Genomic DNA, 20,219 nt, shown 5'->3' with positions numbered 1-20,219 from the left:
TCGAAACACCTCCAAGAATTATTATCATTTTATCAGCTTAGGATAGGTCCGTTTTTTCATGCTTAATTCTTGCAGTATATCTTTAACATCGTTATAGTTTGCATCTTCTGCATATATTTTTTGAAATTCTTTTATGGCTTTAGCAGTGTCTCCATTTTCTTTGTAAGCCGTACCAAGCAAATAACGAAAATTTTTCATTTGTTCATCCATTATTTTTCTACTTCTGACGGGACCTTTTTCCAAAATCTCTATAGCCAATTCAGGTTTATTTAATGCCAGGTATGCATAACCCATCGCATTTATCACCGGAAGCTCTTGCTTTACATCGACAGGCAGTGTTTGCAATATTTCAATGAGCTTTTCATAATCGCCAAGATGTCCGTAAGTAATGCCATAATTAAGTTTCACTATGTGGTCTTCGGGATAAACCTCCAAATATTTTTCAAAAAGATTAATGGCCTCCTGGAGTTTACCGGCCATTCTGTACAAAAAAGCGACTTCAGGATAAAAGGAATATGTATCTGGACACAGTTCAATAACTTTGGAAAAACATTCGAGGGCTTTCTGGTAATCGCCATTTCTATAAGCTGTTTTCCCCTTGATAAAAAATTCCTTAGCCTGGCCGTGAGGCGAGGCTTTTTCTTTCTTATTTATCCAAATGCATGATAAAATACCAACTATAAAAGCTAGAGGCCACGAAATGAACAATAGGACTATAGCAGCAATAATGCCCAGTCCACCTATAGGGTCATCCTTTACAAACTTCTTTGATAGTTCACGCGGCATTTGAATATTTTCGTAATATTGTTTTGTATTTTCGTGAACCGTGCTTTCATAGGAATTAGCTGATTTAGTTTTGCCCAGATAATTAATTGAATATAGGCCAGTCCCTGGAATACTTGTCGAAGTGTAAGCACCTTTGGGTCCCACACCAACTCTAAAGCCTTTTCCACCAACGCTTAAACCAAGACCGCTTTTGCTTACATTCAAGCGCACTCCTTTAGCAATTTTTATGCTCTTGCGCAATCTCCAACCCATTAACATTGCCCCCTCATAACTCACTTTTTTATTTTTTCATTACCGTGGTCTAAGAAGGTAATTCCTCTCAGTAATATTGAAATATATTTACAATGTTGTCCACCTTTCCAGCAGCAATTTCTTTTACGAAATCATACTTCGCCATTTCTTCTCCTATGCATAGACTTATAGCAAACATATTGGCCTGATATTCAAACTTGTTATAGAACATAGTTTTATCCATGACGAAATAGAAATTTCCTTCGGGATGCAGCACAAAATGACCCAGTTCATGAGCGATCACGAGTTTTTTTATTGGCTCATCGAGCTCACTTTTTACGCCAATAAGTTTATGGTCGCCAAAACATGCAGCCATACCATATAATTGAGTGTAAGGGAGATAGAGTATATTAATTCCCATTTCCTCGGCAATAACCTTTGGGTCACGGGTGCCGAATTCCCGAATTATATCTTTAATTTGCTGATATACCATGGCGATGCACCTTATGTTTTCAAAGAAAATGTATTTAGTAGCTATCTTATATATTCACAAGTTATTCACAGCCTTATGTATTTTATTGCGGTTCAGGGCTAAATTTAGTTACTCTGGGTAGTATATTTTTACATGAAAATAGGGTATACTATATCTAGAAATATAATAATGACTGTGAGAGGTAGGGTGGTCAATCCGAAACGTCGACCGGTGGTCGATTAAGTTGCCGATAACGGCATCTGAGGATTCACTGCTCTACCTCTTGTTTTTGGGTTGCCATTTCCATATGTTGCATTTTATCCAAAATGAAGAAAGGCAGGATATTTCATTTTTTAAGAGTATTTTATATTTACCTGGTGCCGGCAAATATATCTGTCTTATAATTCCCAATAATAAATCGTTTAATTGTAATCCGACGTTTTCTTTAGACGATCGTGGTTCAACCAAAGAGACATGATAATTTAAATCATTGTAGTAAGAATCTAAATTTAGCTGAGTAAAAAGATAATCCAAAAAATTATCCTTCTTTATTCTGTTTCTTTCATCTGGGTATATATAGATTGAGCCGCTGAGTTGTTTTATGAGATTATAGATCACTTGACGAGTGAAATAATTATATGCCAGATAATCTTGATTACCAAAATATTTCATATCTAAGTCATTTCTTGCTATTACAATCGTTTTGTGGAAAAAGTGTAATTCTTCCAGACACTTTGTTAGTAGTTCTTTATATGCTTCGTATCGTTTTTTTGATATCTTTTGAAAGTGGAATTCGTCATAAAAATTATTTTCAGCCCTTACTTCATTAACTATTGATTGAAAATTAATCATTTCAAGCTCTGGAATTACCGTTGCTCCGGAGAAAAAATACTTATCATTAATTTCCCCGCTTTCATCCTGAAATACAAAATATCTACGTATTTTGTCTGACAAAATAATTCCTCTCCCAATAGGATGAATTACTTTTTATCTTTCTCCCCAGCCGATTCTTCGGCCTTTCTTTTTTGCTTTATAAACTCATGGGCCGCCCGCAGAAACATAATGACATCATCTTTTGTTTTTTCATCCAGCGGATTCCCCATGAGTTTTATATTCGACTGGTTTTTGATAAATTCCTCCAGCTCGATATCAGTGGGAGGTTCGTCTTTTTCCCACCAAGGGGTAGAGGTATTTTTATCGGCAGTGCTGTGTTCTTCTGGAGGAGTAGGATCATCAGTTCGAGCAAGCAGGTAGTCGGTTGTTGTATTAAAGAAGTCAGCAATTTTTCTGAGGGTTTCTGCATCAGGTTCTCGCTGGTTTGACTCATATAAACTGATGGTTTGTTGAGTTAATTTGAGCATATCAGCAAGCTGCCTTTGTAAAAGCCCATGTTTTTCTCGCAGTTTTTTTAATCTTTCACCTATCATGTTCAAAACTCCCTGTAATTCTTTATTAATATTATACAACAAAATGTAATAGAAAAAATACTAATTGCAAAATGTTGTAACCTCTATTGACAAACAACATAATGCAATGTATAATGAGTATAGTTGAAACAACAAAACGCAATATCGGAGGTGATGATATGGATAAAAAAAGAAAAGTTCTGATTGCTTTAAGAGAAGCAAAGGGATGGAAGCAAGAAGATGTAGCAAAAATGCTTAATATCAGTCAGCAAGCAATATCCCTTTATGAAAACGGTAAACGAGATCCTTCGATACGATTAGCAAAAAAATTTGAGTTATTATTTAAGATGCCCATGGAGGAGTTATTTCCGGATATTTTTTTTAACGGTGACACAACAAAATGCAATGTCAACCAGCAAACCGCATAAACCAGGGTGAGACAACATGAAGAACAGATATAAAATTTGTGGAGAAATAACCTACATCTATATGGACCGTTTAAATGGGGATACGATAACCACAATAAATGGTTTGCAAAATGGGATGAGCACACAAAGTCGTTTTATGCTGTATCAAACTTCAAAAGAAGTGATGGAAAATGGACTCTTAATCCAATGCACAGATATCTTATTGATGCCCCAAAAGGCATGTATGTAGATCACATTAACCACGATACCCTGGATAACCGTATTTCTAATCTGAGAATCGTTACTGGGTCAGGTAATGCTCAAAATAAAAAAGGCGCTTTGAGTAATAGTAAAACTGGTATAAGAGGTGTTTGGTGGAATAAGAAGGACAAGTGTTGGCGGGCAAAAGTTATTAAAAACAGAACTACTGTGTTCGAGAAAAATTTTAAAAATATAGAAGAAGCGGAAAAAGCCGTAAGAGAAGCCAGAAAAAAATTCTTGCTATATTCTATCGAAACACTTGCATGAAAGGAGGGAGCTTATGGCGGAAGACATAAAGGCCGTTGCAAAACAAATATACGATCCGGAGCAGCAGTTGCCATATGTGCTCAAAACTCAGGACGTAATGAATCTCTGTCGATGCTCCCGGCCCTACGCCATGGAAATAATCCGTAAGGCAGAGAAGAAGGGTGTTGGAGTGCACTGGGTGGGGAAGCAGCCCAGGGTCAATCGAGATTCATTCCTGGAATACCTAAAGACACGCAAAACCAAGGGGGTGAATGAATTTGCCCAGGTGCGAGAGTTGTGGCCGAAAGCTGAGGCCCGATGAAGGGAAAATCTGCAGGATATGCCAGGGCCGAATCCTGAAGCAGCTACAAAAAGCCCAAAAAGATAGGGAGGGAAATACAAGATGAAACTCAACGGAAAAGTAGACTTTATTAACGTCGATCTTAGAATCCATGTTACACCTCAGAACAAAGAGGCTGTCAAGCGGGCATTAGAAACATTGGCCCTATGGGAAGCGATAGAACCATATACGAAAACAGATACTCTTCGTCAAATCGAGGAAGTGGGCTGATACAGGAGGGATAAAACATGGGCGCAATAGCAAAAATCGCCCCGAAGCGGGAGGGGCACATAGACATAGACGAAATAGAAGAACAAATGCATGTTATTCTAAATCAGATGGAAGAATGCGACAGGATTATAAAACAGGCAGAAAAAGCGAGGGAAAAGAAGGAACAGCTGCGGGAGCAACTAATGGAATTAAGCTACGACTACTGCAAAAGCAATGATTATTGAGATTTTCTAAAGTTATTTTATGACGGATTGGAGGTGAACACAATGACCAGATACTGCGGGAAAATCTACAAACAAGCAAGAGAACAGGCAGGTCTGACACAGGAACAGGCAAGTGCATTGCTGCCGTCTACAGTCAGGACTTTAAGTGCATATGAGAACGGCCAGCTTTTGCCATCCGGAGAAATGGTGTGCCGGATGATAGAAGTTTACAACGCAAAGTGGCTCTGGTATATGCACTTAAAGATGAATGACCCGGTAGGCAGCAAGTACTTGCCTGATGTCAATTTTGGGAGATTATCCGCAAACGTATTAAGACTGCAAAAGGAGATGACGGATGTATACAAAATTAACGACACGGTAGTATCGGTAGCATGCGACGACACCGTATCTGCAGAAGAACAAAAAGAGTGGAACAGAGCATACCAGGAAATAAAGGAACTGATGGGCGCATGTGTGGCGTTACTCACGGCATAAAAAAAGACGGCTTTCAAAGCCGCAATCTAAAAATTCCAACTCCATTCTATCACACGGTAGATGGAGTGTCAATGAAAGGAGAATAAAATTATGAAAACCGGAAAAACATTGCAGGAACTGGCGGTGGAATTGGACCGCCAGAACAGGGCAAAACGGGATTTTATCCTTGACACTAGAAACCTGAGAATGGTCATTGACGATGAAAAGATACCGCAGCTTGATATGCTCAAAAACATCGGAGAACACAAGGACATAGAACGATTCGGCATAAATGACATTGCGCACCGGCAAATCGGGCATCACTTAGGAATCCCAGCAAAGTATTACGACCGCATGAGAACGGAATTCCCTGAACTTCTTGCCACAAACGTCAGCGCATGGTTTCAGCGCCAGCCATCAAGGAGGATGGTCCGGACACTGGACGGTACCGCAAGAGCTTTTCTGAGCGACAGATATCGCCGCATCGACAATTACGAGATAGCAGAGGCTGTATTGCCGATAATAGGCGAGATGAAAGATGCACGGGTTGAAAGCTGCGAGCTTACGGACAGAAAAATGTACATCAAAGTTGTAAATCCACGCCTGGAAGCGGAAGTTCAGAAAGGCGACATTGTCCAGGCAGGAATCATGATTACAAACAGCGAGGTCGGGCACGGTGCGGTATCTGTTCAGCCGCTTATATACCGCCTGGTCTGCGAAAACGGCATGGTTGTAAATGATGCAGGCCAGCGGCGATATCATATCGGCAGGGTTAATGACAGCGATGAGATGTATGAGCTATACAGGGACGAAACGCTTGCAGCAGACGATAGAGCATTCCTCATGAAAGTGCAGGATACGGTTAGGGCAGCCGTGGATGAAGTAAAATTCCGTAGGATCGTAGACAGAATGAGAGAGGCAACAGAGGTAAAGATAACCGGTTCAGTCCAGACCGTAGTCGAACTTACCGCTACAAAATACGGGCTGCAGAAGAACGAGCAGGAAGGTGTCCTTGAATATCTCATCAAAGGCGGGGACCTGAGCTTATACGGCCTGAGCAATGCGATTACCCGCACAAGCCAGGATGTAAAGGATTATGACAGAGCGACAGAGCTGGAAGGTCTCGGATGGGATGTAATCAACATGAGCAGAAATGAATGGCTGGAAATAAATACAGAAAAGGAGGGCAAAAAATATGCGGTTTGACAGGATAGCGGCATTTGCAGGGAAAAACAGGGATTTTAGGTTATATTTGCAGGCAATGAAGACATGGCTCCTGTGGGAGAAAATAGGAGCTAAAAGGTAAGGAGGACGAATCAAAATGAATGAACTGCAGGAACTTGAAATAAAAGAAGCGGAAGAATTCATGATGGATGAAGAAGAAGGCCGTCTGGGATCGGAACACAGATTTAAAATTACAAATCTTGATCAGGTAAACTGGGCATTAAGAAAATTGGCCGCATATAAAGCCAAGGCCGGGGAAATAAATTCCCTGGCCGAGGCTGAAATGGAAAGAATTAAATCCTGGCAGGATCGGGAGCTCAAAAAACTGGAGGATTCGAAGAAGTTTTTTGAAGGTCTGCTTGAAGAATACCACCGAAGCCGGATAGCGCAGAATCCAAAAGAAAAGACGATATCAACACCTTACGGAAAGCTGCAAATAAAAAAGGTCCCGCAAAAATGGAACTACGACGACAACAAGCTCCTGGAATGGCTTAAAAGGAATAGGCCGGAACTGATCCGGATAAAGGAAGAACCCAATAAACAAGAATTAAAGAAAGTTGTTCAAGTAAACGGCTTAAGAGTGGTAGACCCTGATACCGGAGAAGTAGTGGAAGGAATAGTTTTGGAACCGGAATCGGAAAAATTCATAGTGGAGGTTGATTAGCATGGTCGATAAATCTGAAATGGAAATGCAGGAAGCGGCACCAACAAAGGTAATCGACATATTACCGGCGAGTATTGAAGCAGAAATAATGAAAGCAAAGAGGCAGCGAATGGCGCTTGAAAAACTTTTCAGTGAACTTTTGGTACAAGGGACCGATTTTGACAGGGTCCCAGGAACAGATAAACCAACGCTGCTAAAATCAGGCGGAGAACTACTATGCCAGGTATTCCACCTTGCACCAGGCAAAGCAGATATAATTCAGGCCACGGAAGATTTTGAGACCGGGACGTTCAGTTACATGGTTGGCGTGCCCATAATACATCGGGACAGCGGCGCTTTGATGGCCTACGGCATAGGTGCTGCAAACTCAAAAGAGCCCAAATACCGCTATCGGAACGCTGAAAATGACGGAGAAAAAATAAAAGTCGAGAATCCAGACCCGGCCGGTCAGCAGAACACTCTCGTTAAAATGGCGGCAAAAAGGGCTTTCATAGACGGTGTGCTCAAAGCTACCGGAGCCAGCAGGATGTTCACGCAGGATATGGAGGATTTTGTGGTGCCCGAAAAGGCAAGTTCAAATCAAATAGGCTTTATTAAGCACCTGCTGGAGGGAATGACAAACGAAGAAATGCTGAAGAAGCTCGGAGAAATGCTCGGTAGAGACGTAAGATGGGACAGTTTCACAAGAGAAGAAGCCTCGAAGGTTATAGATGAGTTAAAGCAGGATAAGAACCAGACCGCAAATCAGAACACAGGCACTCAGAACAAAAAATCAAAACAGGCTTCAAAGTATAAGTGCGAAGACTGTGGAGCAGACATAACAGAAACTGTTGCGAAATACAGCAAAGAGAACTATGGTCGGCACCTATGCATGAAGTGCCAGAAGAAGCAAAAGGAAGAAGATATAAACCCAGAGCCTTTTGAATTTCCAGATGAGACACCGCCTTTTTGATGAGGAAACAATTGTGATAGTTAAAGATTTGTATTGTCCTGGATGTGGAAAAGACGTGTTTGGTGTTGTATCCATAGAAGACGAAGGCGGATACAGGGAATTTGAATGCGAACATTGTGGCACAACATTTGGAGTGTGGCTACAGGTAGAAACAGTCAGAATGGCATTAATGGTTACTGACCCAGTACCTATAAAAAAATAAATTCCTGCCCGCCCTTCCAAATACATGGCAGGGTGGCGGAAAGGGAGACGCTAAGTCATTTCCTTAGTGACACGGCTGGCACAAGTCGAGAAGGAGAGAGTCGCCCACTGTGCTCATGGCGCAAAACGCTGTCACATGCCGGGTTCGAGTCCCGGCCCCTGCCATTTCCAACAACAAAAAAAACAAGGAGGGAGAAACCATGAACTTGAATCTTGCCGAAATGGCCCAAGGCGCCTTTATGGAACAGTTTAACATCGAATTAAAGAAGGTATTAGCCAACATAGCAGATCCAAACACAGACCCAAAAAAGGCGAGAAAAATCACCCTAACTGCTACATTGAAGGCAGATGAAAATCGTGACGTAGTGGACTTTGAAGTTCAATCTAAAGCCTCGCTTATTCCGGCTAAACCTATTGCGACGAAGATAATCCTTGACCGGGACAAAGACGGTTCCGTCGTTGCGGCTGAATTGAAATCCGGTGTAAAAGGGCAAACCTTCTTGGATGATGATGGGCAGGTTAAGGATGATACCGGCAAAGTAGTTAATTTTAATAAAAAATAATAGAGGGAGAAAGAAAAGATGATTAAGGAAGCATTGGAGTATCTGGTCAAATTGGGGCAGGTAAAGACAATTGAGGTCAACGGGCAGACTTACACAACGCAAGACCTTGCCAGAATCACTCTGCCGAAAGCAGAAACACTCAAAGTAAATAGTCTAACCGGGTTAATCGATTACATCAAGTCAAGTTTTGATATAGTTACTTTTCATGGAAATCTGATTCACGTTGTTGACCATTCCGAAGTCAGGCTGATTTCAAATATACTTCCAGACAGGGGCAGAGAAGTATACATGTCAGCACACGCATTTCAACCAGAATTTAGATTTGGCCGGTTCTATGATACAGAGAGCTTTATCATTCTTCTTCAATCCTGCTTCGTTCAGAACGAGGATGCAAAGAAAATCCTGAAATTGGTCGGAAACATAAAGGATTCTGCGGTCCGGACCTATGGAGACGACGGTATAACTCAATCCGTCACAGCTAAAGTCGGAATTGCACAGGTGGAGGAAGTCGCAGTGCCTAATCCAGTTACACTGGCACCTTATAGGACCTTTGTGGAAGTGGAACAACCGGAGAGTAAGTTTGTATTCAGGATGCGAAAAGGAGAAGAAGGCCCCCAGGCGGCATTATTTGAAGCCGACGGTGGAGCCTGGAAGATCGAAGCCATGCAAAGAGTCAAGACATTCCTTAAAGAGAAATTGGCGCTTTACGAAATAGACATTATAGCTTAATTTTTCCGGCAGGCGGAAAAAGGAGGAAGAGACATGGGGGCTCAGATAATTAAACGGAAAGCGGGTAAGATGCCCGAGATAACAACGGTTGGTGAGGGCGGAAGCCACCAAATATCCTATAACTCCGACGGTCATATTGTTATACGCTATATATATTCGCAGAATGATGATACGTTGATTGCTTTGGATGGGTTTACTTCGGGGCTTTTAAAAAGATTTATCCATGAATCGTTAACCTACAACAATAGACCACAAAGGGTTGATAACGGAATACCATTTTGATGATTCCGGCGGGTGGGCTATCCCCCGGCCTGCCTGCCATCCTTTATAGGGGATGAAAGGAGAAGTATATATGGGCAAAACAAAGATAGAATGGGCTACAACTGTATGGAATCCTGTGGCGGGCTGCACGAAAATAAGCCCCGGCTGTGAGCATTGTTACGCAGAACGCATGGCAAAGCGTCTGGCCGGACGATACGGTTACCCAAAAGAAAATCCTTTTCAGGTGACATTTCACAGGGAAAGGTTAAATGAGCCAGCTAAATGGAAGAAACCGCAACGGGTTTTTGTATGCAGCATGGGAGATCTTTTTCACGAGGATGTGCATTTTCAAGATATATCGATAATTTGGTGGACTATGCTTTGGTTTTCACAACATACTTACATGATATTAACGAAGCGACCCGAGCGAATAATAAAGTTTTTCGAATATCTTGAATCGGATATAGGTGGCTGGAAATGGATAACGGAAGGCGGTACCAATAAAAGATATTACAAACAGTGGAAATGGCCACTTCCAAATGTATGGATTGGCGTCACAGCGGAGAATCAAGAGATGGCCGATAAGCGAATACCGGTCTTGCTCCAGATACCGGCGGCGGTGCGGTTTGTAAGCGTGGAGCCGATGCTGGGCCCCATAAATCTGATTAAAGATGATGACCTATATTGGGAGCCTACGAAACAACAATGGGTGCCACGAATTGGCCTTGATTGGGTCATATGCGGTGGAGAAACTGGCCCAGGTGCCCGCCCCATGTGTCCTGATTGGGTGAGAGATTTACGGGACCAGTGTATTAGTGCAGAAGTGCCCTTCTTTTTCAAGTCCTGGGGCGACTGGGCACCTTGGTACGGAGATGAAGACGATGGATGCCCAGGAGATCCTGAATGCGAAGAAATAAATTGTAGCGGATGCAGAAAGGCCCGTTTCTGGAGATTTACAGGCGGGGGCCCCGCAGGGTATGAACCCAGAGACGTATTATACTCGGTCAGGGTCGGTAAAAAGGCTGCAGGCCGCATACTAGATGGCCAGGAGTGGAATCAGTTGCCGAATAAGCTATGACGGCATCCTCGATGGTAGGGTGTAGGGGGTTTTCATGTGAAATACATCGAAGAAATCAACGCCTTTCAGGATTGGGCCGCACTAAACTCCGTATCTGTATCCGCCAGAGTCCTATGGTATGCGTTTATGCATATCGATAACCGGTGCGGATGGATAGTAGAGTTTACGGTGCCCATATCCATACTAGAGGCGCATACTGGGTTAAGCAGGCGAGAAATATATAGAGCACGGAATGAACTTTTGCAAAAAGGCAGGATTCTATGGAAGACCAGAAAAGGCAACCAGTCTGCAAAATACATCATAATCCCATTCGATGAAGAAGAATTGAAGGTCAGGAAAGGTCTAATTGAAGAATATAAGCGTGTGTGCCACATAGACACACAATCTGACACACAAATTGTCACACAAATTGTCACACAAACTGACACACAAATGGACACCATTAATAAGACTACACTAGACTACACTAGTACTTGTACTTGTTTATCTAAAGATAAACAAGACGCCAATGGCGTCCCGCCGAGTGACCCCCCTTCCAGCAATAAACCAATCATCGTAGAACTAACGAATGAGTATCGCTCTATAGACGGAATACAGAGTGAGAAAAGCGATTATTCCTTCATAGGTGGCTGCTATACGAAGTACGGATATGATGCCGTTCTCGAAGCAATACACACCCTACGCATGCGCATGGAAGCAGGGTTTAAACCAGATAAGCCCAAAATATACCTCATGGGCATACTGAAAGGAGAAAACCATGATGGGAGAAGTACTCAGCATAAAAAGTATTCTGGGGCAAGAAGAACCGGAACATATGAACGATTCTATGTCTGAAGTCGACGACGACAGCAGGCCGCCGGAGAAGTGCCCGCATTGCGGTAAAGCGCTGAAGTATAAGAAATTCGCAATCGGACATTTCACCTTCGGGTCCCACCTTGAAAAATGCGATTGCTCTGGTGCGGAAGCAGAGCGGGAAAGAGAAATGCGGGAAAAAGAGCGGCTGCAGCAGGAGGAAGAAGCTCGAAAACGCATGAAGCGCATAGAGGAATTATTCAGGCAGAGCAGGCTCGGTCTGCGTTTCAGAGAGAAGACATTCGAAAATTACAAGATTATGCCGCACAATAAAAAAGCATTTCAAACGACGTTGGAGTATGCTCGGAACTTTGCAAAATACAAGGAAAAAGGCGAAGGTATTTTCATTACAGGCGATTATGGTACAGGGAAGACGCACCTGGCGGCTGCCATAACAAACTATCTTCTTGGCAAATATACTCCAGTGATTATGGGCAATGTCACGAAACTTCTCGGCAACATAAAACGAACATACGACGACAGCCAATATACGGAAACGGAAATTCTAAAAGAACTATATACCGTGGATTTGCTGGTCATTGATGACTTAGGTAAGGAAAAGCCGACTGCATGGGTTGAGGAAAAACTGTACACCGTCATAAACGAACGATACGAAAACTATCGGCCAATAGTGGTCACGAGCAACCTTGAGCTGGAGGAAATAGAGCAGCGGCTTGAAAACTGCGGCGGGGCAATTGTGTCCAGGATTATCGAGATGTGTATGGGAGTAAAAATAAAGGGACCCGATTTCAGAAAGCAAAAACTGGAAAAGGGGAGAGATGTATGATCAATGAAGAAATTCGGGCCGCATTGGATGAGCTGCGTAGAGCGCAGGAGAACTTCGACAATGCCGAACCAGAATTTGTGGACGTGGCCATATATGAACTAATGGCCAAGATGAAAAAAATCGACACTTTGATGCGGAAAGCAAGAGAATGTGCATAAAAAGCGGAGGGTAGGTAAAATGGCAAAAACGGTATATCTTTCAGGAAGTATCAACGGACAATCGTGGCATTTTGCAAAGGAATGGCGGGAACTTGCCTCAGCAGAATTATTACAAGCAAGCTACAACGTAATAGATCCCACGGAAGGACGAAAAGAAACAGACACGGACAGCAAAGACATCGTGGAAAGAGACCTTAAAGGCATTGAACAGGCCGATATGCTTCTTGTAGAAATGGATTGCAGCGGTACGGCCTACATCGGGACGGCAATGGAAATCAGGTATGCATGGGAACTGGGGAAAGAGATCATCGTATGGGGCAAGGCAAACAGGGATAGCCACTGGATGAGATATCATACAAGGTTATGGTTTGATACTTTGAGAGACGCACTTTTATATCTCAAGGAGATGAACCGGTATGCTGCTAAATGAGATATACGAAAAACTAGATAAAGAATATGTCAGATGTTATTTTATAAAATCAAAAAATCTCGAAGAGCAGATAGAAAACAGCTGCAAAATAAGGGTTTATTCGGAATGTGCGGAGAAAATAAAGGAAATAATTGACAGATATAATAGCAAAAATGAAATAAACATCAAAATGGAGATAGAAAACCTGCGGACGAACTTGATGGAGAAGGGTAATAAATATGCTTCGATGAAAGTGTCGCAGGCATATGACCAGGTGATGTTTGAGAAGACGGGGGCAATATACCAAGAATGTGCAAAGATGCTGGAGGGAGTGGAGATATGATGGTGCGTAAAAACTTATATGAGCAGAGGGACGAGCTTATAAAGTCATATCTGGAAGCTGACCATGACACAAGGATGAGAATAGCGGCACGGATATATGTTCTTGATGAGGAGGCAGGGGAATGTGAAACTAGCGCCAGGTACAGCAATAAAGGCAAGAAATAAAGGTGTAAAACATGAATGGAAATTAAGCGGAAGGATTATCAAGGAATACCCGAGTTTCTTTCTTGTATGGAATGAGAACGGATATAGAGAAACGATATTAAAGGCCCTTATAGAAACAGGCGATATTATAGTGGTGGAGGGATGATGCATGGATAATAATTTTATTTTAGACGTAGTCATGAAAGAAACGGCTGCTAAAGTGATAAACAGCATGGATGAACAAACAAAAAGTGAAATAATCACGGAAGCATTAGCTAGGATGCTGGAAGACATAAAATTTGGTTGGGTAGTATCAAACGCCCTGGAGGTAGAAGCAAAAAGAATAGCAATGGAGTACATAAGCCGGAAAGATGTGCAAGAAAAGTTAAAGCAGAAGGTAATAAAAGCAGTTGAAAAAGTGATGGACGGCCTGGAAATGGCGGTAGCCAAAGATCTTGAGAGTACGTTAAAAAACAGGTACAGCCAATGGGTAGAGAGGGGAAGAAAAAATGAGGAATAAACTCACCATAAAAGACAGGATTAAAGGCGGTATATATGGGGTGGCTGTGGGAGATGCACTTGGGGCCACTGTAGAGTTTATGAGTCGAGATGAAATCCGGAGGAAATACGGGGTACTGCGGGATATCGTGGGCGGAGGATGGCTAAACCTCCGCCCCGGGGAATGGACGGACGACACAGAGATGACCCTGGCCGTGGCCGAAGGAATTATAGCCGAACCAGATGACCCGGTCCCACATATCGGGCAGGCCTTTATCAGGTGGCGGAATACCAACCCGCCGGACATAGGAACCACTATCAGGGCAACATTCAGGATTTGGGACCGGGATAACCTCACTCACGAGCAATGGCATGTTGCGGCCGAGCGGACCCACCGGCAAATGGGAGGCATGAGCGCCGGCAACGGAGCGCTGATGCGGACCCTGCCGGTGGGTATAGTATACAGGCTTATACCGGACATATATCGATGGGCGACCATGATAGCCAAGATGACTCACTGGGACACAAGGGCAGGCCTTACATGCGCGATATATTCTATGGCGGTCAGAGATATTCTGAACGGAGAAAAGGACCGGTTTCTCGCCATAGTCAATGCAATCAGGACGGTGCGAGAGATTATTCCGGACACAATCGAAGGAGATTTGAGGGAAATCGAGCAATATGCCATCAAGAAAGACGGGTCAAATCTTAAGCCTACTGGGTATACGGTAGATAGTTTCGCCTGTGCGGCATGGGCTTTTATAGAGTCCGGAAGTTTTGAAGAAACGGTGGTCAATGCCGTAAACCTCGGAGGGGACGCAGACACAATCGGGGCTATTGCCGGCGGCCTGGCCGGGGTGTATTGGGGATATGAAGCCATTCCGAATCGATGGATTGAGAAGTTCACGCCGGAACAGCGGGCCAGGCTGGACCGGGTCGCAGAGAGCCTGTCAATACAAAGAGCCAGACAGGTTATATACAGGTAAGCGGAGGTATGATCCAAATGAGTATGGGATTCCGCCGCAAAATAGACTTGCAAGACGATAAAATCCGTAGAGCGTTGTTGAAGGCAAAAATCGCTTATGAAAAGGCCGGCGAAAGAAAAAAGAGTATAGCCATGGAGAAGGAATTCAAAAAATATGCAGGGTTTACAGTTTGTCGAGATTCTCTCCGGAAATATATAAAACTTATAAATCAGGAGGATAAAAACAATGTCAACAACAAAGGAAATTGATTCTGAACTGGCGCTTATGGTGGCAAAGTATAAAGATGCATTGAACAAAGAGAAAGCTGCGGAAGGCAGAGACAAAAAAATATACAGATACGAGAGAGCCAGGTGCACAAAACGGATAAACGAACTTTTAGCTGAAAAGAGGCGGTTAAAGTGAAGATATACCCGAGAGGAAAAGTAAAAATAGCAGACATAACGTGCGACCGTTACGAAACGGACACGGGATGCTTGATATTAATATCCAGGGATGACGGCAGATTACATTTGAGCATTAGCCATAAAGAAAGATATCCAACATGGGATGAAATAAAACAAGCACGGTATGACTTATTGCCCAGGACAAAAGATTTTGCAATGATATTGCCCAAAGACGGAGAATACGTGAATCTGCATCCGAACTGTTTTCATTTATGGGAGGTTAAGATGGGAGATATAGCATGATTGAATAGGATTTATTTTAGCTACATGATTACGTAGTATGTAAATTATGCGAAGGAGGAAGTGGAAATAAGATGCTTCAAATCTTTAAAATTCACAACAAAAAAGAAGAAGAACAGGTTATGGATTATCTTAATAGCCTTGCAAAAAAGTGCTATGATACAGAGCTAAAAAGAGTTTTATCAAAGTTAGAAAATGACCTGCAAAAAACGATTTACTTAGATTGGTGGTATGGTGGTTCATTATGGAAGTGGGATGAAGAACAGAAAGAACATGTCAGAGCAGATAGATATAAGCATGTAAATGAACATGATTGGAAAATGGCAACCAGTTATATTATGGAAACGGTAAGTAACGGAATGGGTTGATACATATTCCAAAGACTATATGAAGCAAACGAATAAGGGGATGAGCGGAAAATGGTAAGTTCTCAGGCCAATAGAGGCAGGACACTTGAAGAATTGATCATCGTGGCCAACCGCCAATATAGGTCACGACGGATAGCGGTTATCCATAAGGTGCCCACCGCCTGGATACCTCTCCGAGACGGTCGGGGCCGGGTGGTAAATGCCAAAGTAGAGGAAAAAGCCGCGGTAGATTTCTTAGGGACCTACCGCGGCCACTCTCTCGCTTTCGATGCTAAGCATTGCTCCCAGGACAGGATTAGATGGGACCGAGTGGAAGATCATCAAGCCCAGTTTATTGAAGATTGGACCAGGGCCGGTGGAATCGGATTCATCTTGGTGGGTTTTAGTATGATACGATTCTTTGTCGTGCCATGGGAATATTGGAGAGAGGGCATACTGGGATGGAGATATGAGAAAGGGCCTGCTTCAATCTCAATAAAACAGATGCGGCCGGAATGGGAGGCCAGACTGGGCGGCCGGGCTGCCCTGGACTATCTTGCTGTGGTAGACAACCTGTGGTTTGGAGGGGAGGCAAATCAAAATGACAAAAAAAGAAAGGGAACGAACAAGATACTGCCTGCTGGCTAGGTGCAGATATTACCGCAGATGCCAGGTGAAATGGGGCAAGGACTGTGTAAGGCAGCAGGGGAGCAAGATACCACGATTTAAGTATGCCGAAACAAACCGTCTGATAATTACAGGAGCGCCGGGAGAAAAAATCAGAGTCAGGAAACCCCATGCAGAAGATATTTACTTTGGATAAAGGGGGCACATGAATGATCACTATCTATGAATACATTTGCTACACAAATCCATATATAATTTTTAAACTGAAAAGGGCAGGATTATTGGCGAAAAACGAAGCAGCGGAAGCCGTCATAAGCATATCACGCAAAGAAATCATAGAACTGATGAAACATGATCATTATAAGCGGATAGGTAGATATCTGCGGCAGATTCATCCCGGGCGGGTGGTCGGATGAAACAAGACATCACGCCAAAAATGATTGACTGGATACTGTACAACATGAAAGAAATTAGAGCTCAAATAGAGGACATCGAACCGAAATCGTCATCATCGGTGGTTGTATTCAGTAAGCAGAACACAAAGGACCCGGTAAGCGGAGTGGAGAAAGTGGCAATTAAAAGAGCGGCATTATCAACAGTTTTAGACGCAGTGGAAAAGGGCGTCCGGACATTGCATCCAGAGCAAAGGAAAGTATATCGGATGAAATACAAAGCACATATGACATACAAACAGATCGGGAAAAAGCTGTTCATTAGCGAAGAAACAGTAGGACGCAGAATAAACGAAGTCAGAGAAATAGTAAAGCAATACCTTCAGCAGGTACCGGCCACGGTGCTGAAAAGTTTTCTTGATTCAATAAAAAATTAGCTTGACTTTCTGTGTTTTTAGTAGCTTAATATAATCAAAAGGGTCAAAGCACAGGGAGGAGAAACCGAGATGGTCAATATAAACGAGAAAATTCAAGAGATAATAAAGGCGGCATACAAGTTTAAAAGCAGGGAAAAGGCCTTCAGTTTTGCAAATAGATGCATAAAGTCAATGGCGGTGATGATGGGGGATGACGAAAGGTTCTGGGTGGTTACATTGACTGATGCGGCAAGACTCGAAAAAGCAGGATATGAGTGGGCAAAATAAGGAAGCCTTCATGATGAGGCTTCTTTTTTTGACAGTTTTTAAAAAATGAGTTTGTGACAGAAAATTGACGGATTCATAAATCCTGAAATGCTTGGTAATACTGAGTTTGAAGGGCATGAGGTTGTACACAAACTTGACGGTTTTTCTTGCAATTTTACAACCATTTTTTTGACGGAATGTGGTATAATTTGAGGCAAGGGAAAGTATCGAAAAATAAAGACGCACCAACGAGGGTGCGTTTTTTATTTTGGGGTGAAAACCATTGAACATAGCAAGGCCAGTGCCAAAACCGAGAAAAAGGATAGTAGACCGGAAGGCAATACGAGCTGCAAAACGTCCCAGGTGTCAGGTGTGCGGGTCAACATGGATGCTATGCGTCCATCACATAAAGAGCCGGGGGGCTGGCGGAGACGATGTGCCCGAGAACCTGGTGTGCCTGTGCGCAGATTGCCATGCAAAGGCACATGGGGGAATTATATCAAAAACAAAACTGAGGGAGTTGGCCGGGCGATGAGCAGCAATCTGAGGTTTTTCGACGCTTTGCCAGCCTACTACGGCGACAAGCGAAAGCTGGTCAAGGCCATCTTCAAGGTGGCTCCACCGGCAAGCCAGGCGCCTACCTTTGCAGATGCCTTCCTGGGTGGCGGGGCGGTCTCGGTAATGGCCAAGGCCCTGGGCTACCGGGTTCTTTGCAATGACATTGCCCAGCGGTCTTATATTGTTGGCAAGGCCCTAGTGGAGAATAACCGGGTGAAGCTTACGGACGAGGACATTAACCGGCTCTTTCTAGAGACCGAGAACGACGGGTTTATAAGGGCCAACTTCAGCCCTACTGTTATCCTTTCAAAACATGCGGACTTTCTGGATAATGCTTTTGCGCTGGTAAGGGCAATGGAAGAAGGCCACAAGAAATACCTTTTACTGCTTTTGTTGGTCAAATACATCTTTTCCATGCGGGAATATAAAAAATTCTCCACTCCCAACGCCTTCAATATCCCCATGGAGGAGCGCCGCATTGAGTGGATTAAAAACCGCACGTATCATGCGAGCATAAAGGCCGTCCTAAAGCCCATTCCAGAAGCGCTCCGGGAGTTTGCCGGTGCAGTTAATCGCGGGGTGATAGACAACGCCCAAGAAAACCGGGCCTTTAAACTAGACGTCAGGGAGTTTTTACAAGAGATACAGGCAGACGTAGTTTACTTCGACCCGCCTTATGCCGGAACCATGGCCTATGAGGACAATTACCATGCCTTGGATCAGATCCTAGAGGGCAGGATGTTCCCGGCCAGAAAGAGCGAGTTCTCCCGCAAGGACGGAATGAAGTTCCTGGACGAAGTATTTCAAGCGGCCCGCCACATTCCCATCTGGATAGCGAGCATGGGGAACGCCGGCGGGGCGAATGACCTGAGCGAGTTGCAGGAAATGGTCGCCCGGTACCGGCGGACGGAGACCTACCGGATCAAGTACCGGCATATACCTGCGGTGGCCACCGAGGAGCACCAGGCAAAGAATGAGGAGTTCCTGATAGTAGGGAGGCCGAGGTAAAATTATGAAGTTTCTTCAGGCCCTTCCTCCCTATTTCGGAGGCAAACAAAATCTGCTAAAGAAAATTTTTAACCTCCTGCCAGGCCCGGAGAAAGCTCCTACATTTGTGGATGCGTTTTTAGGCGGCGGCAGCGTATCGTTATATGCAAAAGCCATGGGTTACAAAGTACACTGCAACGACCTGGCGGAGAGGGCAGCGGTTATCGGCAGGGGATTGATCGAAAATGCACGGACGAGACTGAATAAGACGGATGTGGCTATGCTCTTAAAACCGAATGATTACAGCTTATGCCAGAAGGAACCGCTGATAAAATATTTTACCGATGACGATGCTGTATTTATAGACACTATCCTGGGGAATTTGCGCCAGAAGGAAGCAGGATATAAAAAAGATCTGCTGACACTTGCATTAATCAATTTCATCCTGCGGAGCAGGCACCATGGAGACTTTGGCGTACAGTGGACATACGAGGCTCTGCGCCCGAAAGAAAATATATATCTTCCACTGGGGCACATGAGGAGCGCAAAATTATATCTAAAGTCATCAACGGATAGGTTATTAAAGGAAATACGCAAGGTCAATGCTTCGGTATTCTCAAACGGTCAGGAAAACACATTCAGCCAGATGGATGTGCTGCAATTTTTAGAAAGGGTTAGAGCAGATATAGCGTATTTCGATCCTCCATATTACGGTTCTGCGCCATACGAGGAACGGTATAAAGTGCTGGACTGGATACTTAAAGGGGAAGTAAAAGAACCGGAAATCAGCGGTTTTAACAAACAACAGGCCTACCACTTAATAGAGGACATGCTGGAACGGGCTGAATGGGCAAAAATATGGGTTATCAGCTATGGCGGGCCCAAAGTGGACCGACGGGAATTTCTTTCAATAGTGCAAAGACATCGACCAACAGCGGTTGAAATACCGCTGAAATATAAATACCGCTTCGGCAACCAAAAGGCGGACAGCGATAAGCGAGATACAGAAATCCTTATATATGCGGAAAGGGGATAAA

Annotated in this window: 39 protein-coding genes and 1 tRNA gene; 36 read left to right on the top strand and 4 right to left on the bottom strand. The window is 43.6% G+C overall.

Features of this window, described 5'->3' with window-relative positions:
* Window positions 1–24: 24 nt before the first annotated feature.
* From D2962_RS08400 to D2962_RS08385, 4 genes are all read right to left on the bottom strand, one after another.
* Window positions 25–1,044, bottom strand: coding sequence for a DUF4236 domain-containing protein (locus D2962_RS08400; protein WP_162991162.1), 1,020 nt, complete (start codon window positions 1,042–1,044; stop codon window positions 25–27).
* A gap of 61 nt (window positions 1,045–1,105) precedes the next feature.
* Entirely contained in the window at window positions 1,106–1,510 is a 405-nt protein-coding gene (locus tag D2962_RS08395) for an ImmA/IrrE family metallo-endopeptidase (RefSeq protein ID WP_122014732.1), read from the bottom strand.
* A 255-nt stretch (window positions 1,511–1,765) separates the two neighbouring features.
* Entirely contained in the window at window positions 1,766–2,443 is a 678-nt protein-coding gene (locus D2962_RS08390; protein WP_162991161.1) for a DUF3800 domain-containing protein, read from the bottom strand.
* Between the two features lie 26 nt (window positions 2,444–2,469).
* Complete coding sequence (locus D2962_RS08385) at window positions 2,470–2,916, bottom strand: helix-turn-helix domain-containing protein (RefSeq protein ID WP_122014730.1); 447 nt, start codon at window positions 2,914–2,916, stop codon at window positions 2,470–2,472.
* A 158-nt stretch (window positions 2,917–3,074) separates the two neighbouring features.
* Here D2962_RS08385 and D2962_RS08380 point away from each other — a divergent pair, with 158 nt between their 5' ends.
* From D2962_RS08380 to D2962_RS08230, 36 genes are all read left to right on the top strand, one after another.
* Entirely contained in the window at window positions 3,075–3,323 is a 249-nt protein-coding gene (locus D2962_RS08380; RefSeq protein WP_122014729.1) for a helix-turn-helix transcriptional regulator, read from the top strand.
* A gap of 36 nt (window positions 3,324–3,359) precedes the next feature.
* On the top strand, window positions 3,360–3,830 hold the full coding sequence (locus D2962_RS08375; RefSeq protein ID WP_122014728.1) for an HNH endonuclease: 471 nt from the start codon (window positions 3,360–3,362) through the stop codon (window positions 3,828–3,830).
* A gap of 13 nt (window positions 3,831–3,843) precedes the next feature.
* The gene (locus D2962_RS08370) at window positions 3,844–4,131 is read left to right on the top strand and encodes a hypothetical protein (RefSeq protein ID WP_122014727.1); all 288 of its coding nucleotides are present in this window, start codon (window positions 3,844–3,846) and stop codon (window positions 4,129–4,131) included.
* Between the two features lie 81 nt (window positions 4,132–4,212).
* Complete coding sequence (locus tag D2962_RS17540) at window positions 4,213–4,380, top strand: hypothetical protein (protein ID WP_162991160.1); 168 nt, start codon at window positions 4,213–4,215, stop codon at window positions 4,378–4,380.
* 17 nt (window positions 4,381–4,397) lie between these two features.
* Window positions 4,398–4,604, top strand: coding sequence for a hypothetical protein (locus tag D2962_RS08365; protein ID WP_122014726.1), 207 nt, complete (start codon window positions 4,398–4,400; stop codon window positions 4,602–4,604).
* A gap of 42 nt (window positions 4,605–4,646) precedes the next feature.
* Window positions 4,647–5,078 carry a helix-turn-helix domain-containing protein gene (locus D2962_RS08360; protein ID WP_122014725.1) on the top strand — a complete coding sequence of 144 codons (432 nt, stop codon included), beginning with the start codon at window positions 4,647–4,649 and terminating at the stop codon, window positions 5,076–5,078.
* A gap of 90 nt (window positions 5,079–5,168) precedes the next feature.
* Window positions 5,169–6,263, top strand: coding sequence for a DUF932 domain-containing protein (locus tag D2962_RS08355; protein WP_122014724.1), 1,095 nt, complete (start codon window positions 5,169–5,171; stop codon window positions 6,261–6,263).
* Between the two features lie 115 nt (window positions 6,264–6,378).
* Window positions 6,379–6,945: a host-nuclease inhibitor Gam family protein gene (locus tag D2962_RS08350; RefSeq protein ID WP_122014723.1), complete on the top strand. Its 567-nt coding sequence runs from the start codon at window positions 6,379–6,381 to the stop codon at window positions 6,943–6,945.
* A gap of 1 nt (window position 6,946) precedes the next feature.
* Entirely contained in the window at window positions 6,947–7,897 is a 951-nt protein-coding gene (locus D2962_RS08345) for a hypothetical protein (RefSeq protein WP_222927720.1), read from the top strand.
* A 13-nt stretch (window positions 7,898–7,910) separates the two neighbouring features.
* Window positions 7,911–8,099 (top strand): hypothetical protein, encoded by a 189-nt coding sequence (locus D2962_RS08340; protein WP_122014722.1) that lies wholly within the window; start codon window positions 7,911–7,913, stop codon window positions 8,097–8,099.
* A gap of 26 nt (window positions 8,100–8,125) precedes the next feature.
* A tRNA-OTHER gene (locus tag D2962_RS17535) sits at window positions 8,126–8,263 on the top strand.
* A 35-nt stretch (window positions 8,264–8,298) separates the two neighbouring features.
* Window positions 8,299–8,661, top strand: a complete 363-nt coding sequence (locus D2962_RS08335) for a replication terminator protein (protein ID WP_122014721.1) — start codon at window positions 8,299–8,301, stop codon at window positions 8,659–8,661.
* An 18-nt stretch (window positions 8,662–8,679) separates the two neighbouring features.
* Window positions 8,680–9,390: a hypothetical protein gene (locus tag D2962_RS08330; protein ID WP_122014720.1), complete on the top strand. Its 711-nt coding sequence runs from the start codon at window positions 8,680–8,682 to the stop codon at window positions 9,388–9,390.
* 33 nt (window positions 9,391–9,423) lie between these two features.
* Window positions 9,424–9,672, top strand: coding sequence for a hypothetical protein (locus tag D2962_RS08325; protein ID WP_122014719.1), 249 nt, complete (start codon window positions 9,424–9,426; stop codon window positions 9,670–9,672).
* A 70-nt stretch (window positions 9,673–9,742) separates the two neighbouring features.
* A complete protein-coding gene (locus tag D2962_RS08320; RefSeq protein WP_122014718.1) occupies window positions 9,743–10,729 on the top strand; it encodes a DUF5131 family protein in 987 nt (328 codons plus the stop codon).
* A 36-nt stretch (window positions 10,730–10,765) separates the two neighbouring features.
* Window positions 10,766–11,563, top strand: coding sequence for a hypothetical protein (locus tag D2962_RS08315; protein ID WP_122014717.1), 798 nt, complete (start codon window positions 10,766–10,768; stop codon window positions 11,561–11,563).
* A complete protein-coding gene (locus D2962_RS08310; RefSeq protein WP_222927719.1) occupies window positions 11,487–12,368 on the top strand; it encodes an ATP-binding protein in 882 nt (293 codons plus the stop codon). The genes D2962_RS08315 and D2962_RS08310 overlap by 77 nt, the downstream gene beginning before the upstream one ends.
* Window positions 12,365–12,526 (top strand): hypothetical protein, encoded by a 162-nt coding sequence (locus tag D2962_RS17530; RefSeq protein WP_162991159.1) that lies wholly within the window; start codon window positions 12,365–12,367, stop codon window positions 12,524–12,526. The genes D2962_RS08310 and D2962_RS17530 overlap by 4 nt, the downstream gene beginning before the upstream one ends.
* 19 nt (window positions 12,527–12,545) lie before the next feature.
* Complete coding sequence (locus D2962_RS08305) at window positions 12,546–12,956, top strand: nucleoside 2-deoxyribosyltransferase (protein ID WP_122014715.1); 411 nt, start codon at window positions 12,546–12,548, stop codon at window positions 12,954–12,956.
* A complete protein-coding gene (locus D2962_RS08300; RefSeq protein ID WP_122014714.1) occupies window positions 12,943–13,278 on the top strand; it encodes a hypothetical protein in 336 nt (111 codons plus the stop codon). The genes D2962_RS08305 and D2962_RS08300 overlap by 14 nt, the downstream gene beginning before the upstream one ends.
* Window positions 13,275–13,442: a hypothetical protein gene (locus D2962_RS17525; protein ID WP_162991158.1), complete on the top strand. Its 168-nt coding sequence runs from the start codon at window positions 13,275–13,277 to the stop codon at window positions 13,440–13,442. The genes D2962_RS08300 and D2962_RS17525 overlap by 4 nt, the downstream gene beginning before the upstream one ends.
* Window positions 13,402–13,587 carry a hypothetical protein gene (locus tag D2962_RS08295; RefSeq protein ID WP_122014713.1) on the top strand — a complete coding sequence of 62 codons (186 nt, stop codon included), beginning with the start codon at window positions 13,402–13,404 and terminating at the stop codon, window positions 13,585–13,587. Before D2962_RS17525 ends, D2962_RS08295 begins: the two co-directional genes overlap by 41 nt.
* 3 nt (window positions 13,588–13,590) lie before the next feature.
* Window positions 13,591–13,941 (top strand): hypothetical protein, encoded by a 351-nt coding sequence (locus D2962_RS08290; RefSeq protein ID WP_122014712.1) that lies wholly within the window; start codon window positions 13,591–13,593, stop codon window positions 13,939–13,941.
* Window positions 13,931–14,905: an ADP-ribosylglycohydrolase family protein gene (locus tag D2962_RS08285; protein WP_122014711.1), complete on the top strand. Its 975-nt coding sequence runs from the start codon at window positions 13,931–13,933 to the stop codon at window positions 14,903–14,905. The genes D2962_RS08290 and D2962_RS08285 overlap by 11 nt, the downstream gene beginning before the upstream one ends.
* Before the next feature lie 17 nt (window positions 14,906–14,922).
* Window positions 14,923–15,153 (top strand): hypothetical protein, encoded by a 231-nt coding sequence (locus D2962_RS08280; RefSeq protein WP_122014710.1) that lies wholly within the window; start codon window positions 14,923–14,925, stop codon window positions 15,151–15,153.
* The gene (locus D2962_RS17520; RefSeq protein WP_162991157.1) at window positions 15,131–15,307 is read left to right on the top strand and encodes a hypothetical protein; all 177 of its coding nucleotides are present in this window, start codon (window positions 15,131–15,133) and stop codon (window positions 15,305–15,307) included. Before D2962_RS08280 ends, D2962_RS17520 begins: the two co-directional genes overlap by 23 nt.
* Entirely contained in the window at window positions 15,304–15,591 is a 288-nt protein-coding gene (locus D2962_RS08275; protein ID WP_122014709.1) for a DUF7694 domain-containing protein, read from the top strand. The genes D2962_RS17520 and D2962_RS08275 overlap by 4 nt, the downstream gene beginning before the upstream one ends.
* A gap of 71 nt (window positions 15,592–15,662) precedes the next feature.
* A complete protein-coding gene (locus D2962_RS08270) occupies window positions 15,663–15,956 on the top strand; it encodes a hypothetical protein (RefSeq protein ID WP_122014708.1) in 294 nt (97 codons plus the stop codon).
* Window positions 15,957–16,007: 51 nt separating this feature from the next.
* Window positions 16,008–16,583 carry a Holliday junction resolvase RecU gene (locus D2962_RS08265; protein ID WP_122014707.1) on the top strand — a complete coding sequence of 192 codons (576 nt, stop codon included), beginning with the start codon at window positions 16,008–16,010 and terminating at the stop codon, window positions 16,581–16,583.
* Window positions 16,537–16,758, top strand: coding sequence for a hypothetical protein (locus D2962_RS08260; RefSeq protein WP_122014706.1), 222 nt, complete (start codon window positions 16,537–16,539; stop codon window positions 16,756–16,758). The genes D2962_RS08265 and D2962_RS08260 overlap by 47 nt, the downstream gene beginning before the upstream one ends.
* Before the next feature lie 13 nt (window positions 16,759–16,771).
* Complete coding sequence (locus tag D2962_RS08255; protein ID WP_122014705.1) at window positions 16,772–16,978, top strand: hypothetical protein; 207 nt, start codon at window positions 16,772–16,774, stop codon at window positions 16,976–16,978.
* Window positions 16,975–17,391: an RNA polymerase sigma factor gene (locus D2962_RS08250; protein WP_122014704.1), complete on the top strand. Its 417-nt coding sequence runs from the start codon at window positions 16,975–16,977 to the stop codon at window positions 17,389–17,391. Before D2962_RS08255 ends, D2962_RS08250 begins: the two co-directional genes overlap by 4 nt.
* A 69-nt stretch (window positions 17,392–17,460) precedes the next feature.
* Window positions 17,461–17,658: a hypothetical protein gene (locus tag D2962_RS08245; RefSeq protein ID WP_122014703.1), complete on the top strand. Its 198-nt coding sequence runs from the start codon at window positions 17,461–17,463 to the stop codon at window positions 17,656–17,658.
* A gap of 280 nt (window positions 17,659–17,938) precedes the next feature.
* The gene (locus D2962_RS19870; RefSeq protein WP_425456623.1) at window positions 17,939–18,172 is read left to right on the top strand and encodes an HNH endonuclease; all 234 of its coding nucleotides are present in this window, start codon (window positions 17,939–17,941) and stop codon (window positions 18,170–18,172) included.
* On the top strand, window positions 18,169–19,203 hold the full coding sequence (locus D2962_RS08235; RefSeq protein ID WP_162991156.1) for a DNA adenine methylase: 1,035 nt from the start codon (window positions 18,169–18,171) through the stop codon (window positions 19,201–19,203). Before D2962_RS19870 ends, D2962_RS08235 begins: the two co-directional genes overlap by 4 nt.
* 4 nt (window positions 19,204–19,207) lie before the next feature.
* Window positions 19,208–20,218 (top strand): DNA adenine methylase, encoded by a 1,011-nt coding sequence (locus tag D2962_RS08230; RefSeq protein WP_122014700.1) that lies wholly within the window; start codon window positions 19,208–19,210, stop codon window positions 20,216–20,218.
* Window position 20,219 lies beyond the last annotated feature (1 nt).

The sequence above is a fragment of the Biomaibacter acetigenes genome (assembly GCF_003691585.1).
In the GTDB taxonomy this organism is placed as follows: Bacteria; Bacillota; Thermosediminibacteria; order Thermosediminibacterales; family Tepidanaerobacteraceae; genus Biomaibacter; species Biomaibacter acetigenes.
The sequence above is the reverse complement of the archived record's forward strand: the minus strand, read 5'-3'. Positions and strand labels throughout refer to the sequence as shown.

Bases quoted from the DNA above. Each gene is read 5' to 3' on its own strand.
- D2962_RS08400 (WP_162991162.1), bottom strand. From the start codon at position 1,044: ATGTTAATGGGTTGGAGATTGCGCAAGAGCATAAAAATTGCTAAAGGA.
- D2962_RS08395 (WP_122014732.1), bottom strand. From the start codon at position 1,510: ATGGTATATCAGCAAATTAAAGATATAATTCGGGAATTCGGCACCCGT.
- D2962_RS08385 (WP_122014730.1), bottom strand. From the start codon at position 2,916: ATGATAGGTGAAAGATTAAAAAAACTGCGAGAAAAACATGGGCTTTTA.
- D2962_RS08380 (WP_122014729.1), top strand. From the start codon at position 3,075: ATGGATAAAAAAAGAAAAGTTCTGATTGCTTTAAGAGAAGCAAAGGGA.
- D2962_RS08370 (WP_122014727.1), top strand. From the start codon at position 3,844: ATGGCGGAAGACATAAAGGCCGTTGCAAAACAAATATACGATCCGGAG.
- D2962_RS17540 (WP_162991160.1), top strand. From the start codon at position 4,213: ATGAAACTCAACGGAAAAGTAGACTTTATTAACGTCGATCTTAGAATC.
- D2962_RS08365 (WP_122014726.1), top strand. From the start codon at position 4,398: ATGGGCGCAATAGCAAAAATCGCCCCGAAGCGGGAGGGGCACATAGAC.
- D2962_RS08360 (WP_122014725.1), top strand. From the start codon at position 4,647: ATGACCAGATACTGCGGGAAAATCTACAAACAAGCAAGAGAACAGGCA.
- D2962_RS08355 (WP_122014724.1), top strand. From the start codon at position 5,169: ATGAAAACCGGAAAAACATTGCAGGAACTGGCGGTGGAATTGGACCGC.
- D2962_RS08350 (WP_122014723.1), top strand. From the start codon at position 6,379: ATGAATGAACTGCAGGAACTTGAAATAAAAGAAGCGGAAGAATTCATG.
- D2962_RS08345 (WP_222927720.1), top strand. From the start codon at position 6,947: ATGGTCGATAAATCTGAAATGGAAATGCAGGAAGCGGCACCAACAAAG.
- D2962_RS08335 (WP_122014721.1), top strand. From the start codon at position 8,299: ATGAACTTGAATCTTGCCGAAATGGCCCAAGGCGCCTTTATGGAACAG.
- D2962_RS08330 (WP_122014720.1), top strand. From the start codon at position 8,680: ATGATTAAGGAAGCATTGGAGTATCTGGTCAAATTGGGGCAGGTAAAG.
- D2962_RS08325 (WP_122014719.1), top strand. From the start codon at position 9,424: ATGGGGGCTCAGATAATTAAACGGAAAGCGGGTAAGATGCCCGAGATA.
- D2962_RS08320 (WP_122014718.1), top strand. From the start codon at position 9,743: ATGGGCAAAACAAAGATAGAATGGGCTACAACTGTATGGAATCCTGTG.
- D2962_RS08310 (WP_222927719.1), top strand. From the start codon at position 11,487: ATGATGGGAGAAGTACTCAGCATAAAAAGTATTCTGGGGCAAGAAGAA.
- D2962_RS17530 (WP_162991159.1), top strand. From the start codon at position 12,365: ATGATCAATGAAGAAATTCGGGCCGCATTGGATGAGCTGCGTAGAGCG.
- D2962_RS08305 (WP_122014715.1), top strand. From the start codon at position 12,546: ATGGCAAAAACGGTATATCTTTCAGGAAGTATCAACGGACAATCGTGG.
- D2962_RS08300 (WP_122014714.1), top strand. From the start codon at position 12,943: ATGCTGCTAAATGAGATATACGAAAAACTAGATAAAGAATATGTCAGA.
- D2962_RS17525 (WP_162991158.1), top strand. From the start codon at position 13,275: ATGATGGTGCGTAAAAACTTATATGAGCAGAGGGACGAGCTTATAAAG.
- D2962_RS08290 (WP_122014712.1), top strand. From the start codon at position 13,591: ATGGATAATAATTTTATTTTAGACGTAGTCATGAAAGAAACGGCTGCT.
- D2962_RS08285 (WP_122014711.1), top strand. From the start codon at position 13,931: ATGAGGAATAAACTCACCATAAAAGACAGGATTAAAGGCGGTATATAT.
- D2962_RS08280 (WP_122014710.1), top strand. From the start codon at position 14,923: ATGAGTATGGGATTCCGCCGCAAAATAGACTTGCAAGACGATAAAATC.
- D2962_RS17520 (WP_162991157.1), top strand. From the start codon at position 15,131: ATGTCAACAACAAAGGAAATTGATTCTGAACTGGCGCTTATGGTGGCA.
- D2962_RS08270 (WP_122014708.1), top strand. From the start codon at position 15,663: ATGCTTCAAATCTTTAAAATTCACAACAAAAAAGAAGAAGAACAGGTT.
- D2962_RS08265 (WP_122014707.1), top strand. From the start codon at position 16,008: ATGGTAAGTTCTCAGGCCAATAGAGGCAGGACACTTGAAGAATTGATC.
- D2962_RS08260 (WP_122014706.1), top strand. From the start codon at position 16,537: ATGACAAAAAAAGAAAGGGAACGAACAAGATACTGCCTGCTGGCTAGG.
- D2962_RS08255 (WP_122014705.1), top strand. From the start codon at position 16,772: ATGATCACTATCTATGAATACATTTGCTACACAAATCCATATATAATT.
- D2962_RS08250 (WP_122014704.1), top strand. From the start codon at position 16,975: ATGAAACAAGACATCACGCCAAAAATGATTGACTGGATACTGTACAAC.
- D2962_RS08245 (WP_122014703.1), top strand. From the start codon at position 17,461: ATGGTCAATATAAACGAGAAAATTCAAGAGATAATAAAGGCGGCATAC.
- D2962_RS08235 (WP_162991156.1), top strand. From the start codon at position 18,169: ATGAGCAGCAATCTGAGGTTTTTCGACGCTTTGCCAGCCTACTACGGC.
- D2962_RS08230 (WP_122014700.1), top strand. From the start codon at position 19,208: ATGAAGTTTCTTCAGGCCCTTCCTCCCTATTTCGGAGGCAAACAAAAT.